Origin of the sequence: Pseudomonas sp. yb_9, assembly GCF_043103635.1 — a bacterium.
Classification (GTDB): Bacteria; Pseudomonadota; Gammaproteobacteria; order Pseudomonadales; family Pseudomonadaceae; genus Aquipseudomonas; species Aquipseudomonas monteilii.
On sequence record NZ_JBICKA010000041.1, the window covers coordinates 177,999 to 193,643 of the forward strand.

Annotated in this window: 12 protein-coding genes; 10 read left to right on the forward strand and 2 right to left on the reverse strand. The window is 62.8% G+C overall.

Annotation, left to right across the window (positions count from 1 at the left end; genetic code table 11):
- Positions 1–52 precede the first annotated feature (52 nt).
- Complete coding sequence (locus tag ACF8MI_RS10545; protein ID WP_200928732.1) at positions 53–1,618, reverse strand: beta (1-6) glucans synthase; 1,566 nt, start codon at positions 1,616–1,618, stop codon at positions 53–55.
- 197 nt (positions 1,619–1,815) lie between these two features.
- Here ACF8MI_RS10545 and ACF8MI_RS10550 point away from each other — a divergent pair, with 197 nt between their 5' ends.
- From ACF8MI_RS10550 to ACF8MI_RS10595, 10 genes are all read left to right on the forward strand, one after another.
- Positions 1,816–2,676: a glycine betaine ABC transporter substrate-binding protein gene (locus ACF8MI_RS10550; RefSeq protein WP_060497574.1), complete on the forward strand. Its 861-nt coding sequence runs from the start codon at positions 1,816–1,818 to the stop codon at positions 2,674–2,676.
- 243 nt (positions 2,677–2,919) lie between these two features.
- Positions 2,920–3,231: a DUF485 domain-containing protein gene (locus ACF8MI_RS10555; RefSeq protein ID WP_054900493.1), complete on the forward strand. Its 312-nt coding sequence runs from the start codon at positions 2,920–2,922 to the stop codon at positions 3,229–3,231.
- Entirely contained in the window at positions 3,228–4,892 is a 1,665-nt protein-coding gene (locus tag ACF8MI_RS10560) for a cation acetate symporter (RefSeq protein ID WP_105945961.1), read from the forward strand. The genes ACF8MI_RS10555 and ACF8MI_RS10560 overlap by 4 nt, the downstream gene beginning before the upstream one ends.
- A gap of 218 nt (positions 4,893–5,110) precedes the next feature.
- Positions 5,111–5,587 carry a CS1 type fimbrial major subunit gene (locus ACF8MI_RS10565; protein ID WP_060497572.1) on the forward strand — a complete coding sequence of 159 codons (477 nt, stop codon included), beginning with the start codon at positions 5,111–5,113 and terminating at the stop codon, positions 5,585–5,587.
- Between the two features lie 97 nt (positions 5,588–5,684).
- Positions 5,685–8,177, forward strand: a complete 2,493-nt coding sequence (locus tag ACF8MI_RS10570; protein ID WP_200928731.1) for a TcfC E-set like domain-containing protein — start codon at positions 5,685–5,687, stop codon at positions 8,175–8,177.
- 26 nt (positions 8,178–8,203) lie between these two features.
- A complete protein-coding gene (locus ACF8MI_RS10575; RefSeq protein ID WP_200928730.1) occupies positions 8,204–9,391 on the forward strand; it encodes a hypothetical protein in 1,188 nt (395 codons plus the stop codon).
- Positions 9,392–9,561: 170 nt separating this feature from the next.
- Positions 9,562–10,260, forward strand: coding sequence for a hypothetical protein (locus ACF8MI_RS10580; RefSeq protein ID WP_060497594.1), 699 nt, complete (start codon positions 9,562–9,564; stop codon positions 10,258–10,260).
- A gap of 5 nt (positions 10,261–10,265) precedes the next feature.
- On the forward strand, positions 10,266–11,453 hold the full coding sequence (locus ACF8MI_RS10585; RefSeq protein WP_177337075.1) for a hypothetical protein: 1,188 nt from the start codon (positions 10,266–10,268) through the stop codon (positions 11,451–11,453).
- Between the two features lie 26 nt (positions 11,454–11,479).
- A complete protein-coding gene (locus ACF8MI_RS10590; RefSeq protein ID WP_060497569.1) occupies positions 11,480–12,106 on the forward strand; it encodes a response regulator transcription factor in 627 nt (208 codons plus the stop codon).
- Complete coding sequence (locus ACF8MI_RS10595) at positions 12,107–15,358, forward strand: response regulator (protein ID WP_233458197.1); 3,252 nt, start codon at positions 12,107–12,109, stop codon at positions 15,356–15,358.
- On the opposite strand, the gene ACF8MI_RS10600 is transcribed toward ACF8MI_RS10595, so the two are convergent.
- Positions 15,286–15,438 carry a DUF3309 family protein gene (locus ACF8MI_RS10600; protein ID WP_012271016.1) on the reverse strand — a complete coding sequence of 51 codons (153 nt, stop codon included), beginning with the start codon at positions 15,436–15,438 and terminating at the stop codon, positions 15,286–15,288. The two genes, ACF8MI_RS10595 and ACF8MI_RS10600, sit on opposite strands and share 73 nt — an antisense overlap.
- Between the last annotated feature and the right edge of the window lie 207 nt (positions 15,439–15,645).

The following is a 15,645-nucleotide window of genomic DNA, read 5'->3' on the forward strand; positions in this document are numbered from 1 at the left end:
AGCTCGCGATGCGCCGCGTGGGCGGCGCTCGATTTCCGCCCCACCATAGCAATCAAGCCGAACGCAGCCGCAAGCTCCGCCACAAAGCCGCTGTCATTAGCACACTCACCACCGCCCAGCCCCAAGCCTGCTGGTTTTCCAGCCCTTCCACGAACAACTGCGGCGCCACCCCGGCCCCAACAATGAACGCCAGCAGCGCCACCTCGGCACGCCGTGCCCGTACCGGCCACAGCACATAGACCAGCGCCGGCAACGCCAGCGCCGCACTGGGGAAGCTGCGATAGCGTGGGTCGAACACCATCGCCAACATGCTCACCGCTGCGGCAAAGCCCGCCGCCAGCAACAGCCAGCCTGCCCGTGCCTGTAGCCAGGCGAACAACCGCTCGCGCCAGCCGGCCCGCTGCGCCAGGGCCAGCAACACGTGGGCCAGCACCAGCAGGTTCAACCCGGCCAGCGCCACCGCCCATACCCACTCCCCGGCAAAGCGCGCATGGGTGCGCATCAGCTCACCCCACAACCCCAGGCATCCGGCGCCAAACGCCGCCAGCAATGGCAGCAGCAAGGCTGCCTGAACCGTTGCGGGGCGCCCGGCAAGTAACAGCATGGCCAGCATCAACAATGCGCAGGCCAGCAACCACTGCGGCCAGTAATGCAGGTTGCTCACCGGCCCCTCCAGCACGCCCTTGTCCTGCCGGTCGGCATCGTAAAGCCCCCAGTAACCGCCGACGGCCCCCTCGTTGGCACGTTTCCAGGGTTGGTCGAATGCTTCGATCAGGTTGTAGCGCCAGCCGTTGCTCTCAGCCATGGCCACAAAGCCGCGAATGAAACGCGCCTCGTTGACCCGGCTGGGCACTGCGGTCTCCCGCTGGCGCCCTTCGCTGGGCCAGCCGGTTTCGCCGATCAGGATGTCTTTGGGGGCGAAGCGTGTGCCGAACACCCTGCGCACATCGGCCACATGGGCCAAGGCTTCGTCGATACCGCGTGGGTCGTCTTCCCAGTAGGGCAAGAGGTGGATAGTCAAGAAGTCCACCTGCGGCGCTACCTGCGGGTGCTGCAGCCAGAACTCCCATACATCCGCGTAGGTCACCGGCACCTTCACCTGGCGCTTCACACGGGCGATCAGCGTGGCCAGGTGTGCGCCGGTCACCTCTTTGCGCAGCAAGGTTTCGTTGCCGACGATCACCGCGCTGACCACATCCGGGTTGGCGTTGGCGGCGGCAATCAGCAGGTCGATTTCCCTGTCGGTATCGGCCGGGTGGGCGTTGACCCAGGCACCCAGCATCACTTTCAGGCCATGCTTGCGCGCCAGCGCGGGGATTGCCTCAAGACCGGTCATGGAATAGGTGCGGATGCACTGGAATCGCTCAGCCAGCAACGCAAGGTCGGCGTCCATGCGTGCCGGGCGCAGGCGAAACGGCTGGTCGTAGGGCGACTGGTTCTTGTCGAACGGCGTGTAGGACGCGCACTGCAACTTGTGCGTCGGGCTGGCCGCATCCGGCAGGTGCACCGGCTTGCCAAGCCCGTACCAGAGCCCTGCAAGCCCCAGCAGGGCCAACAGGCAGGCAAGCAGGTACAACGGCAACAGCAGGCGGGCAGAGCTGGGCATCGGGCGGTCCATCGTCAGGCGCAAAAGGGTAGATAGTAGCCCGGCGCCAACGCTTTGGCATGCAAGGATCGCGCAGGCCGGCGTGAGCCGATGGCGCTAATGGCACAGTGCTGTCGCATATGGGGCGGGTACAGGTCGCAGCTGGATCAGGTCGCCCGGTGTTGCAGGCAGATGATGGAATCTCCTGGACCTGACGAGGGGATGCTTTGATGGCTGCGATAAAAAGAATGCGACGTTTACTGGGTGTGGGCACCGCCCTGGTAATGGCCATGAGCGCTGCACAGGCAATGGCCAAAGAAGTAAGCATCGGTTACGTGGATGGTTGGGCCGACAGCGTGGCCACCACCAACGTGGCTGCAGAAGTGATCAAGCAGAAGCTCGGCTACGACGTGAAGTTGCAGGCCGTGGCCACGGGCATCATGTGGCAGGGTGTGGCAACCGGCAAGCTCGATGCGATGTTGTCGGCCTGGTTGCCCGTCACCCATGGCGAGTATTGGGCCAAGAACAAGGACAACGTGGTCGACTACGGCCCCAACTTCAAGGACGCCAAGATCGGCCTGATCGTGCCCGAGTACGTCAAGGCGGTGAGCATTGCCGACCTCAAGACCGACAGCAGCTTCAAGCAGAAGATTGTCGGCATCGACGCCGGCTCCGGCGTAATGCTCAAGACCGACCAGGCGATCAAGGACTACGACCTGACAGGCTACAAGCTGCAGGCAAGCTCCGGTGCGGCCATGACCGCGGAGCTGGGCCGTGCCTATGCCAAGCAGCAGTCGATTGCGGTCACTGGCTGGGTACCGCACTGGATGTTCGCCAAATGGAAGCTGAAGTTCCTCGAAGACCCGAAAGGCGTGTATGGCGCGGCGGAAACCGTGAACAGCATTGGCAGCAAGGAACTGGCGACCAAGGCGCCGGAGGTGGCGGAGTTCCTGAAGAAGTTCAGCTGGCAGTCGAAGGACGAGATTGGCGAGGTGATGCTGGCGATTCAGGAAGGCGCCAAGCCTGAAGCAGCGGCCAAGGACTGGGTGGCCAAGCACCCTGATCGCGTGAAGGAGTGGACAGGTAAGTAATCTACTTCAACGTCCGGTTTTTCTGCTTCGCGGGCTTGCCCGCTCCCACAGGTCTATCACTGCCTTCAGGCCTTGTGATGCCCCCTGTGGGGGCGGGCATGCCCGCGAAAGGGCCTTCACTTTGTTACGCAATCGGTAAAACACCGTTGCATCTAAGACTAAGGTCGTCTGGCTGCCGTCCAACAGCCGCATAAAGTAAGGGCGTGGGTTTCATCCCCTACCTGTGCTGCTAGGACAAAAACAATGAACGACAGCATTTACCTCTCGATACAAAACAGCCCCCGCTTCAAGGAGCTGGTCACCAAACGCGAACGGTTCGCCTGGATACTCTCAGCGATCATGCTCGGCCTGTACTGCGCCTTCATCCTCCTGATCGCCTACGGTCCTCAGATACTGGGCGCCAAGCTCAGCCCTGAGTCGTCGATTACCTGGGGCATTCCCCTGGGCGTCGGCCTGATCGTTTCGGCATTTGTCCTGACCGCCATCTACGTGCGCCGCGCCAACGGCGAATTCGATGAGCTGAACAAGGCCATCCTGAAGGAGGCGCAACAATGATTCGCCACGCCAAAACCCTGGCCGTACTGGCCTGCGGAGCCTTCGCACCCGCCGTGTGGGCTGCCGATGCCCTGACCGGCGAGGTGCAGAAGCAACCGCTGAACGTTTCCGCCATCGCCATGTTCGTGGCCTTCGTCGCCTTCACCCTCGGCATCACCTACTGGGCCTCCAAACGCAACAAGTCGGCGTCGGACTACTACGCTGCCGGCGGCAAGATCACTGGTTTCCAGAACGGCCTGGCAATCGCCGGCGACTACATGTCGGCCGCCTCGTTCCTGGGTATTTCCGCGCTGGTGTTCACCTCTGGCTACGATGGCCTGATCTACTCCATCGGCTTCCTGGTCGGCTGGCCGATCATCCTCTTCCTGATTGCCGAACGCCTGCGCAACCTGGGCAAATACACCTTTGCCGACGTGGCCTCGTACCGCCTCGGGCAGAAGGAAATCCGCACCCTGTCGGCCTCCGGTTCGCTGGTGGTGGTGGCGTTCTACCTGATCGCCCAGATGGTCGGTGCCGGCAAGCTGATCGAGCTGCTGTTCGGCCTGGACTACCACGTGGCGGTGATCCTGGTGGGTATCCTGATGTGCCTGTACGTGCTGTTCGGCGGCATGCTGGCCACCACCTGGGTACAGATCATCAAGGCCGTGCTGCTGCTGTCCGGTGCCAGCTTCATGGCGCTGATGGTGATGAAGCACGTGGGCTTCGACTTCAACACCCTGTTCTCCGAAGCCATCAAGGTACACGCCAAGGGCGAAGCGATCATGAGCCCGGGTGGCCTGGTCAAAGACCCGATCTCGGCGTTCTCGCTGGGCCTGGCGCTGATGTTCGGTACCGCAGGCCTGCCGCACATCTTGATGCGCTTCTTCACCGTCAGTGACGCCAAGGAAGCGCGCAAGAGCGTGCTGTACGCCACTGGCTTCATCGGCTACTTCTACATCCTCACCTTCATCATCGGCTTTGGCGCCATCCTGCTGGTCAGCACCAACCCGGATTTCAAGGACGCCGCTGGCGCCTTGCTGGGTGGCAACAACATGGCAGCCGTGCACCTGGCCAATGCGGTGGGTGGCAGCGTGTTCCTGGGCTTCATCTCGGCGGTCGCCTTCGCCACCATTCTGGCGGTGGTTGCCGGCCTGACCCTGGCCGGTGCCTCGGCGGTGTCCCACGACCTGTACGCCAGCGTATGGCGCAAGGGCAAGGCCAACGACAAGGACGAGATCCGCGTATCGAAAATCACTACCGTCGCCCTGGGCGTGCTGGCGATCGGCCTGGGTATCCTGTTCGAGAAGCAGAACATCGCCTTCATGGTTGGCCTGGCGTTCTCCATCGCGGCCAGCTGCAACTTCCCGGTACTGCTGCTTTCGATGTACTGGAAAAAGCTGACCACCCGCGGCGCGATGATTGGTGGCTGGCTGGGGCTGGTAAGTGCGGTGACGCTGATGATCCTCGGCCCGACCATCTGGGTACAGATCCTCGGCCACGAGAAACCGATCTACCCGTACGAGTACCCGGCGCTGTTCTCGATGGCCATTGCCTTCGTCAGCATCTGGTTCTTCTCGGTCACCGACAAGTCCAAGGCTGCCGACGACGAGCGAGCGCTGTTCTACCCGCAGTTCGTGCGTTCGCAGACTGGCCTGGGTGCCAGCGGGGCAGTGTCTCACTAATCAGGTAATTGGGGCCGCAAAGCGGCCCCAATGTGCTTGGTATTCTCCTGCGGAAGTGCTCCCCCTCTGAATTGTCGTTAGGAAATGTCAACAACTCGCTCAGATAGTTCCCGTATTTACGTTGTGGGTAACTGCGGATACTCCTGCCTGTCAACGGCGCTTAGCCTGATTGACCTTCAATCAAAGCTTATGTCTACAGATTTCCAGGAGATCTATTCGTGAAAGCACTCATGCTGGCACTTCCATTTGCTGCTCTCGTTGCAGGCCCAGCCATGGCCGAAGACCCGATCGAGAAACAGGTGCTGATTACAGCTACCGTGCCTACCGCCAACTTCTACGTCGAGCCCGTCGGCGGCAACTGGATGAATGACCCGCAGGAAATGGCCTGGAACTCGTTTCAAGGCACCCTGACCCCGGTCCGCAAGCAACTGCAAGCCAAGAGCACCATCGGCCCGATCACTGCCCACCTGCTGTCGCCAGCCGTGGTCAGCAGCGGTCTGGACTCCATCGGCCTGGATGTGAAGATCGGCGACACGCTGCTCACCACCAATGCGACCGAAATTCTCACCGAGACCCAGGCTTTACCCGGAGCCATCGTCGACTTCGAAGTGGCAGCGCAAACCCCGGCCGGTGGCTACAAGCCAGGCAACTACCAAGGCCTGGTCAGCATGATGTTCGAAACCGCTGCGCCCTGATCCCCGCACTGTTCCCCTTCTTTCATCCGTTGTTGCTCACCTTCACCCCTTGCGTCGCGCCGGGGGTGAGGGCAGCGTCTTGCTTGCAGACAGGGTCATGGCCTTTTCCTTAACTATAAAGACTTTGCTGCTGACGGCATGTCTTGCTGTGCTGCCGGTTGCCGCCCAGGCGTCTGACCGTGCAATGGGCGTGGTTAGCCAGGCCCAAGGCTTGCCACGGGAATTCGAGGAGCACTTTTTTGACGTGCCGCTGGCCGTGCGTGTGGACCTGGATGGCCGCTACCTGGGTGATGCCATGGTGGTGCTCAGCCGCGATGAGCGTGTGCAGCTGCTGGAGTTCACCGACCACTTCGACAGCCGCGAGCCAGAAACCCTGCGCCGCCGCTGGCAGGAGCGGCTAACTTCTGGTCGCCCGTTGGGCGACTGCAAGCGCGACTGCCCGGACGGTTTGCGCGCTATCCACTACAGCTTGGTCAACTCGCAGCTGTCCTTGCTGACCCACGCCGCCGAGCTGGCCGGCGACGCACCGCGCTACCACGCCTTGCCCGAACAGGGCGGCGGGCTGCTGCTGCGCAACCAACTCAACCTGGCCAGCGATGGCCGCGACACCAGTGGCCTGTTTTCTCTGGCAGGCCAGGGCAGTGTCGGTAACTGGACCACCCTGGCCGATGCCCAGCTTGACCGTGGCAGCGTCGGCAGTCAGCAAACCCGGCACCGGGTCAGCCAGCTGTACGCCGAGCGTTTGCACGATGACCACTTCTTTCGCCTGGGCTATTTTACCCCCGGCAACCAAGGACTCACCCGCCAGCCGCGGCTGCTGGGGCAGAGTCCCGATACCACGCTTGGCCTGATGTTCGGCAGCAGCGACAGCCTGTTGATCGACAACGGCCAGCCCAGCTCGACTCCCATCTACGTCACCCCCAATCGCCCCGGCGTGGTGGAGATCTACCGCAATGGCTCGCTGATCAACAGCCAGACGGTGCAGCCTGGCTTGCAAGCACTGGATACCCGGGTGTTGCCAGGTGGCATCTACCAGGTCGAGGTGCGCTTGCTGGAAGACGGCCAGGAAACTGCACGCACCGAGGAGTTCGTCTACAAGCCCAACAGCTGGCGCAACCCCGACAGCCGCTGGCGCTACAACCTGTACCTGGGCCAGCAGGCCAGCCTGCTCAGCAACTGGGACGAGGATCACGACGACAGCCTCAGCGCCGGTGTCATGGCCAACTACCTGCTGCACCCGCGGGCGGTACTTGGCGTGTCCGTGCAGCAGGTGGAAGAAGCCATGCAATACGGTACCTCGCTGGACTGGGACGCACTCGATCGGCTCAAGCTCTACGGCAACCTCTACCGTACCGAGAACCAGGGCGATGGTTATGACCTGCAAGTGATCCACAACCACGACCTGGGCTCGCTGGTGTTCAGCCACAGCCGCTCCTGGCTGGAAACGGTCAGTCGCCCGACCCACAGCCAGTTCGTGCGCTACCAGGAACAGAGCCAGACCTCCCTGTTGCTGACCCACCGCCTGAGCAACCGCAGCACCGCCACCATTCGCCTGGCCCACAGTTCGGGGGCCGCCGATGGCCTCGGCATCGACCTGGGCTGGTCGTACTACGGCAAGCTGTTGGGCTCTGACGCCAACTGGCGCCTGAGCCTGTTCGACCGCCCTGGCACCCTCAGCAGCGGTGACGAGCGCAGCCGTGGCGTCAACCTGGCCGTGAGCATGAGCCTGGGTGGCCCCGGCGAGCGCATTGCCGCCAGCATCGGTAGCCGCACCGCCCATGACGGTGGGCGCGATCAGAATGCTTCGCTGTCCTACCAGCGCGACGTCGACCTAGGCGTGGTGCGCAGCCTCGGCGGCAGCGTCACGGCGGACCGCTACGGCGCCGGTTTCGGCGGCACGGCTCAGTTCCAGAACCAGGCGCTGTACGGCGACGCCTACGCGCAGAGTTCGTCCTACAACGGCGAAGTCAGCGCCGGGCTCAACCTGCAGAGCATCGTCGCGGTGGGGGAAGGCAAGCTGGCCATGAGCGGCCAGTACCTGCCCCACGATGCCGGGCTGATCGTCGATGTCGAGAGCGACATAGAAGGCTTGGCCCTGCGCGCCGACGACCAGTATGGGCTGAGCGCCACGCTGCACCCCGGTCGTAACGTGATCCCGGTTGGCGCCTACAAGTCCGGCTATGTGCAGTTCGACCTGGATGGCGACAACGAAGCGGCGGCGGTGATCCAGCCGACCAGTTTCGACTACCACCTCAACCGGGGCGGGGTGGGCTATCGCAAGTTGCGGGTGATGCGCACGGTGACCGTGCTGGGGCGGCTGCTCGATCGACATGGGCAACCGATGCAAGGGGCGCAGGTGGTCAATCACGCCAGCCGTAGCGTGAGCGAAGCTGGGGGGCATTTTGCTGTGGAGATGAGTGAGTCGACGCCGACGCTGGAGGTGCGCAAGGGAGGGCAGGCGCTGTGCCTGCTTGAGCTGAAAGTGGCGCAGATCGAGCGTGAGGGAGATGTATTGCTGGCTGGCGATCTAGCCTGTGAGCCGGGCAAAGTTGCTCAGGCCGGGTCATTGCATACGGGGGACAAGGGGTGAGTGGGTACCGGATTATCAGAACGGCTTTGCGCCTGCCTTTGGGGGTATGGTTGCTCCTTGGCCTGGCAACACCCGGACGGGATGATGTCGCCCTGGAGGCGCTTGTCAGTGCTCAATACCTGGGGGATGCTTCGGGTGACTTCGAAAATACCACCCCGCTGGCTGCGTATTGCCAACGCTGGTCTGCAGACTGCCGCGAAATGCGCGCCATGCAGCTTCCCATTACCTATGCCAGGACGACGGTGAAGAACAGTGGTGATGTCCGTGACAATTTTTACGTTCAACTGCCCTCGGCCAGGGCTGTGGATGTGTTTCACACAAGCACGGGGGAGTCCCATCGTCTGAACTTTGAGTTTCTTGGCGTCAGTCAGCAGGTTCAGGGTACCCCGGAGTTGCGCGTCAACCCGGTCTGGACACGGGAAATCAGGGGTGGTTGCTCTTATCGGCAGACATTCGGTTATGCCGGCAGCCCTTTTGCGACGCATTACCTGTGGCTGGTACGCAATCCAAGCTCACCCTCCGGGTGCCATTCCATTCATGGGGCGATGCCGAACGGTTATACCGTTGAAACTTCGGTTAGCAACATGGGTATCGCCTATCGGCTGACCATGCCTGAGCCCAATCGCATGAAGCCCGGTTTTTATACCGGCAGCCTGACTTACAGTATCGGACCGGGCGGCGACTTCGATTTTGGCAATGGTGTCAGCGCTCTGAATGGCAGCAGCTTGACGTTGAACTTCGAACTTGACGTACAGCATGCCTTCGTCTTCGAGTTTCCACCTGGATCGGACCGTGCCGTGCTGGAGCCCCCAGGGGGATGGGGGGCGTGGCTCGGGGGGAGGGGGGCGCCCCAGCGGTTGCTCAGGGATTTGCCGTTTCGGCTGTGGTCCACCGGGCCTTTTAAAGTTTACAAGTTATGCCGGCATTATTCGGGTACCGGTTGCGGTATCCGCAATGACGCAAACCATGAGGTACCTGTTGCCGTTGCATTGACCTTGCCCGGCGGCATTCGGCACCAAGGCGGTCCGGTGAGTAAGCTCGAGCTGCCTACCGGTCGCGATGCTGCGCTCTCTTTCGAGTCGGTGATGCCGGTGCTCAACCAGTCGGGGCAGTTGCATTTCGAGGTTGGTGGCGAAGATGTGAAAGCCATGATCGAGCATCCCGGCAGCCGCTACGAGGGAGAGGTGACGGTGGTTTTCGACGCCCAGCTATAAGGGCGGAAGCTGTCTTTAGGAAATCTCCTCAAACGATTAGGAAATTTCCTGCATTTTGTGTGTGAGCACAAGACCACAATCACTTCAGTGATGCTGATTGGCTATCAGAGGCTTTTTGCTATGAGGAATTTTGCGTGAAATCATTTCGCTATTTCTGCCTGGCCTGGGCCATGCTGCCTTGCCTGGCCCAGGCGGGGCCCGAACTGAATGTGGGCGGGCTATACGACTACCTGGAAGAAGGCAAGAGCACCTTGCTCAAGCGCGTACGCAACGGCGGTGATTCTACGGCCTTCGTCAAGGTCAGCGTGGTTGAGCTGGTGTATGACGGCAGTGGCCCGCCCCGTGAAGTCGCCCTCGAAGGCCTGGCACTGGAGCAGCGCGGCCTGGTGGTCAGCCCGGCGCGGCTGATCGTGCCGTCGCGGGGCATGCAGGCCGTGCGCCTGCTGTACCGCGGCGAGCGCGACAAGGAGCGCTACTACCGCCTGCGCTTCATCCCGGTGCTGCCGGAACTGGGCGACGGCTTTGCCGTCAGCGAAGCCGAAGCTGAGCAGTACCGCGACAGCCTCAAGGCCGGCGTCAACCTCCTGGCCGGCTACGGCACGCTGTTGTTCGTGCGCCCCGACCAGACCCGCTACCACACCCCGATCCGCCGCCAGGGCGGTGCGCTGACCGTAACCAACCAGGGCAACGCCACCGTGGTGCTCGACCACTTCCGCCAGTGCCAGGCGCAGGACCAGGTGTGCGAGCCGGCCACCAAGCATCATCTGCTGCCAGGGCGTACCCGCCAGTTCGAAGGGCAGGCGGCCAAGGTGCATCAGTTCGAGTTGCACGAAGGCGCTGAGCGCAAGCCGATGTTACTGGAGGGATGAAAACCATGGCGCGTACCCGCAGGGTTTTGGTCTGGTTGCTGACCGCCCTTGCCTTGCCGATGTCGTTTGTAGAGGCAGCACAAGTGACGATCTCTGCCCAGTATCGTGGCGGTGGCTCGGGCCGTTTCGACAATACAACGCCACCCGGCGGTATGTGCCAGTACATGCCCTATACCTGTAGAACCCGCCAGACAGTCGCGTTGCCTATCACGTATACCAAGCAAACCACAAAGGATGCGGCGGATGTGCGTGATCAATTCTATGTGCAGCTGCCCGGTCGCAAGCAGATCGATGTCTATCATGAGCAAACCGGTGAGCCACGGCAGATTACTTTCGACTGGTCGGCAATCAGTCAAGAAGTCCACGGCAGCGATGTGACACGTATTGCACCAGGCAATAGAGACGTGCGTGGTGGATGCCGGATGGTCACCACCGTGTCCCAATACCGGCCCCCGATAGTCAGGTACTTGTGGGATATGACAAGCCCGGCAGCACCTCAGCCCTGTTCGGTCTCCGTGCTTCAGGGGGGCAGTGGTCAGAGGGACACTGTCGATGTGACCGACACCAGCGTCGCCTACCAGTTGAATCTGCCGCCGCCCTATCGCCTTCCTGCCGGCATCTACCGCGGCAGCGTGGTGTATAGCGTAGGCCCGGGAGGGGATTTCGACTTCGGCAACCAGGTCAGTGGCCTGAGCACCAACACCCTGACGGTCGATTTCGTGCTCGATGTCCAGCACGCGTTCATCTTCGAATTTCCTCCCGGCTCCGACCGCGCGGTGCTCGAACCTCGAGGCGGCTGGAAATCCCGGCTGTCGGGAGGGCGGCCGCCGCAGAGGCTGTATCGAGACCTGCCGTTTCGGGTGTGGTCCACCGGGCCGTTCAAGGCCTACAAGCTGTGCCAGTACAACATGGCCGGCACCTGTGCCATCCGCAATGCAGATCAGCACCAGGTACCGGTGGGGATATCCCTCAGCCTGCCTGCCGGCATTCAGCATCGCGGTCAGGCCGTTGAACGTGTACCGCTGCCAACCGGCAGGGGCGCTGCGTTGCAGTTCGAAGCGGCTACGCCGGCGCTCAACCGGCCCGGGCAATTGCATTTCGAGGTTGCGAGCGCTGCGGTGGGCGAAATGCTCGACCATGCCGGCAGTACCTACAACGGCATGGCCACCGTGGTGTTCGATGCCGAATTCTAAGCCAGCCTGCCAAGCGAGAACGCCTGATGAATAAAGCACTGGTGGTCGACGACCACCCTTTCATACGTTCCACGGTGTGCATGCTGCTGCGCCAGGAGCGCCTGGAGATCGTCGGCCAGACCGACAATGGCATCGACGCCGTGCGCATGGCCCGTGAGCAGGCGCCCGATATCATCATCCTCGACATCAGCCTGCCCAGGCTCGATGGCATGGAGGTGATCGCCCGGGTCAAGCGCCACGAACGACCGGCCAAGACTTTGGTGCTGACCTCGCACCAGGCCGAAGCCTACTCCCTGCGGTGCATGCAAGCCGGGGCGGCGGGATTTGTGTGCAAAAGCAACGACCTGGGAGAGCTGAACAAGGCGGTGCGCGCAGTGCTGTCGGGTTTCACCTACTTCCCCGAGGTGGCGCTGAGCTCGGTGCACAGCCAAGACCTGTACGCCACCGATGCGCAGCGTATTGCCTGCCTCAGTGACCGTGAACTGATGATCCTCCAGCACCTGGCCCGTGGCCTGAGCAACAAGGCTATCGGTGACGTGATGCTGCTCAGCAACAAGACGGTCAGCACCTACAAGGGGCGGCTGCTGGAAAAGCTGCGTCTAAACTCGCTTATCGACCTGGCGGATTTCGCTCGTCGCAACCAGCTTATTTGAATGGTGCGTGCAATCTGGCTGCTGTTGTTGTGCTGCCTGTTTCCCCTGTCGGGCGTGGCTGCACCGGTGTTCCATGGGCGTGCGGTATTCGAAGGGCCGCGTGCCGAACCGGTCAGCAGTGACCTGCGCTGGCTGTGGCACCATCGTGTGCTGCGCCTGGGGGTGCTTGGCGACGACCAGCCGCCGCTGGATATCCTCGGCACCGGGCGTGCCTACGAAGGCATCACGGCCGATTACTCGGGGCTACTGGCCGAACACCTGCAACTGGACATGCAGGTGCAGGTGTTCGAGTCGTTCCAGGCGGCGGTCGCGGCGTTGCGCGAAGGCACTGTCGACCTGCTTGGCTCGGTCACTGCGCAGCAGGCGCTGCAGGCCGGCTTGCGCCTGTCGACGCCCTACGCCGAAGACTATCCCCTGTTGCTGGCCCAGGAGCACAAGGCGGTTTCCCCGGGCGATGAAGCGTTGCGCATGGTGATGGTGGACGGTTACCGCACACCGGAGCAGGTCAGCCAGTACTACCCACAAGCCGACCTGCAGGTGCACCCCACTGCGTTCAGCGCCCTGGCCGCGCTTGCCCTAGGCCAGGCTGACCTGTACCTGGGCAACGCCTTGATTGCACGCTACGTGAAGGGCCGCAGCCCCTTTAGCGGGGTGGAAGAAATTGGCCACGCGGCCCTGCCGCGCCAAAGTATTGGCTTTGCCATGCTTGACAACGGTACGCCGTTGCCACGCCTGGTGGATACGGTGCTGGAGGGCATCAGCCCAGCCCAGCGTGCGCGCATCCAGGCGCGCTGGAACCCGCTGGCGAGCGGCCCACGCTCGGCCCAGTCGGTGCACTTGAGCGAGGCCCAGCAGCGCTGGCTGACTGACAACCCCAAGGTGCGCGTGCTGGTGGACGATCAGGTGCTGCCACTGAGCTACCGCGACAGTAAGGGCCAGCTGCGCGGCCTGACCCTCGATGTGCTGCAGATGATCACCCGGCGCACCGGTCTTGAATTTGACGTGCAGGCAGGGGCGGGCGCCGAGCAGATGATCGGCCAAGTCATTCAAGGCAAGGCGCACCTGATTGCCGGGCTGCCCTACAGCGACAACCTGGCGCAGCGCCTGGGCTTCAGTCGCGCCTACCTCAGTGCTTCGCGGGTGCTGGTCAGCCGCACTGGCGAACAGGCGCCGTCCAGCCTGGAGCAACTGGCTGGACGGCGCGTGGCGGTGGTGTCGGGCAGTGCCATGGTCGAGCTGTTGCAACAACGTTATCCGCAAGTGCGCCAACGCGTATTGAGCGGCCCTCTGGATGCCCTGCACGCGGTCGCCGATGGCCGGGTGGACGCCGCCTTCCTGACTCTGGATGACGCCCGTCCGCTGGTCGCCCGGTGGTACCCCGGGCAGTTGCAGGTCAGTGCCGGCCTGGCCCTGCCGCCCGCGCATTTCGCCTTGGCCAGTACCCGCGGCGCCAGTGAACTGCTGGGTATCATCGACAGCGCGTTGCTCAGCCTGACGCCGCAAGAGACCACTGCGCTGGTGCGTCGCTGGCGCAACCCGATGATCGTCCCCGACGGCGTCTGGCCCCGCCATCGCGTCAAGGTGCTGTTCGGCTTCGGCATCGCGTTCTGCCTGCTGTTCATTGCTCTGTTGTGGATCCGCTACCTGCGCCGGTTGCAGGTACGGTTGCGGCGGGCCAAGCGTGCGGCGGATGCCGCCAACCAGGCCAAGACCGAGTTCCTTGCCACCATTAGCCATGAGATCCGCACCCCGCTGCATGCGGTGCTGGGTATGCTCGAACTGGCACAGCGCAAGGCCGCCCAAGGTGTACTGGACCGCCTGGCCATCGAGGTGGCCACCGAAGCGACACGGGGGCTGAAAGAGCTGATTGGCGACATACTCGACATTACCCGCATCGAAACCGGCCACTTGCAACTTTCGCCGCAGCGGGTACGGGTGGGCGAGCTGGTCGGGCGGGTGGTGCAACTGTTCGAACAATTGGCCCGTGGCAAAGGCCTTGAGTTACAGATGCAACTGGGAGGGGCAGTGGGTGCCGAGGTCATGCTCGACCCGCTGCGCTTCAAGCAGGTGCTGGCCAATCTGCTGAGCAACGCAATCAAGTTCACCCGGCGCGGGCGCATCTTGGTCAGCCTGCAGGCAGCGCCGGCTGACGGGCTGCTCGATATCGTGCTGCTGGTAAAGGACAGCGGCGTGGGCATCGCCGCCAGCGAGCTGGCTGCATTAGGGCAGCCGTTTCGTCAGGCCAGCAACCACCGCCAGTCGCCACGTGCCAGCACCGGCCTGGGCTTGAGCATCAGCCGTAACCTGTGCCAGTTGATGGGGGGGCAATTGCAGCTGCGCAGCACCTTGGGGGAGGGCACCGAAGTGCAGGTGCGGCTCAAGCTGCCGCTGTTGTCGAGTGCGACGCCAGCGCCTGATGTTTCACCCTTGCTTGCTGCAGAGCCTGGCGCACGGCTGCGGGTGCTGGTGGTGGACGACTACCCGGCAAACCGGCTGCTGTTGGCACAGCAACTGGATTTTCTCGGGCATCAGGCGCGGGTTGCGGAAGACGGCGCACAAGCCTTGCGCTTGTGGCTGAAGGAGCATTTCGACGTGGTGATTACCGACTGCAACATGCCGCGCCTGGACGGTCACGGGCTGGCCCGTGCCATACGCGAACACGAGCGGCGCAGCGCTCGCCCGCGTAGCAGGGTGATTGGCCTGACCGCCAGCGCCCAGGAGGCCGAGCGCAGGCGCAGTTGCGAAGCGGGCATGGATGACTGTCTGTTCAAGCCGCTGGACTTGGGTAGCCTCGCCCAGGCACTGATCAGTGCACGGCCTGCGCAGGAACCGAATGACCAAGGCAGCCTGCTAGACCTGCAGCACTTGAGGCATCTGGTGGGTAACGATGAAGCGGCGCTAAAGGCGTTGTTGGGCGACCTGCGTGCCAGCAACCGTGAGGACCTGCAACGGTTGGAAAACCTCGGTGATGCGCCCGAGGCTATCGCCAGCCTGGCGCACCGGGTCAAGGGCGGCGCACGTATCGCCCGCGCCGACGCCCTGGTTACCTTGTGCGAGCAGGTCGAGCGTTGTTGCAACGCTCAGCCGTTGCAGCGCCCGGCGCTCAGCCTGGCGGTCCGCGCCCTGGGCGACGGCATGCGCCGCCTGGAGCGCCATCTGGAACGCCAGGCCGGGGTGGCTCATATCATGCCAAGCAGTAACAGCACCAACAAGATCACCAGCACCACGCCGACGATGCCGGACGGGCCATAGCCCCAGCTGCGCGAGTGTGGGAAGACCGGTAAGCCACCAATCAGCAGAAGGATCAGGATGATGATGAGAATCGTGGTCATGACGGAATCCTTGCATGGTTGAGGGTCAAGGGCCTCTGACTGCTGGCCTCTTGTAAGTAAGGACCGGCGTCACGCGGGAAAGATTCCATTTGTGTGCGGCCAGGCGGGCGGAACCGACCATGCAGTCATGCCCACCCATTCATTACCCTGATGAACCCTGCCTGTCCGCCTGGTCTTGATTAGACTCGCTGCACAACCACTTTGAAC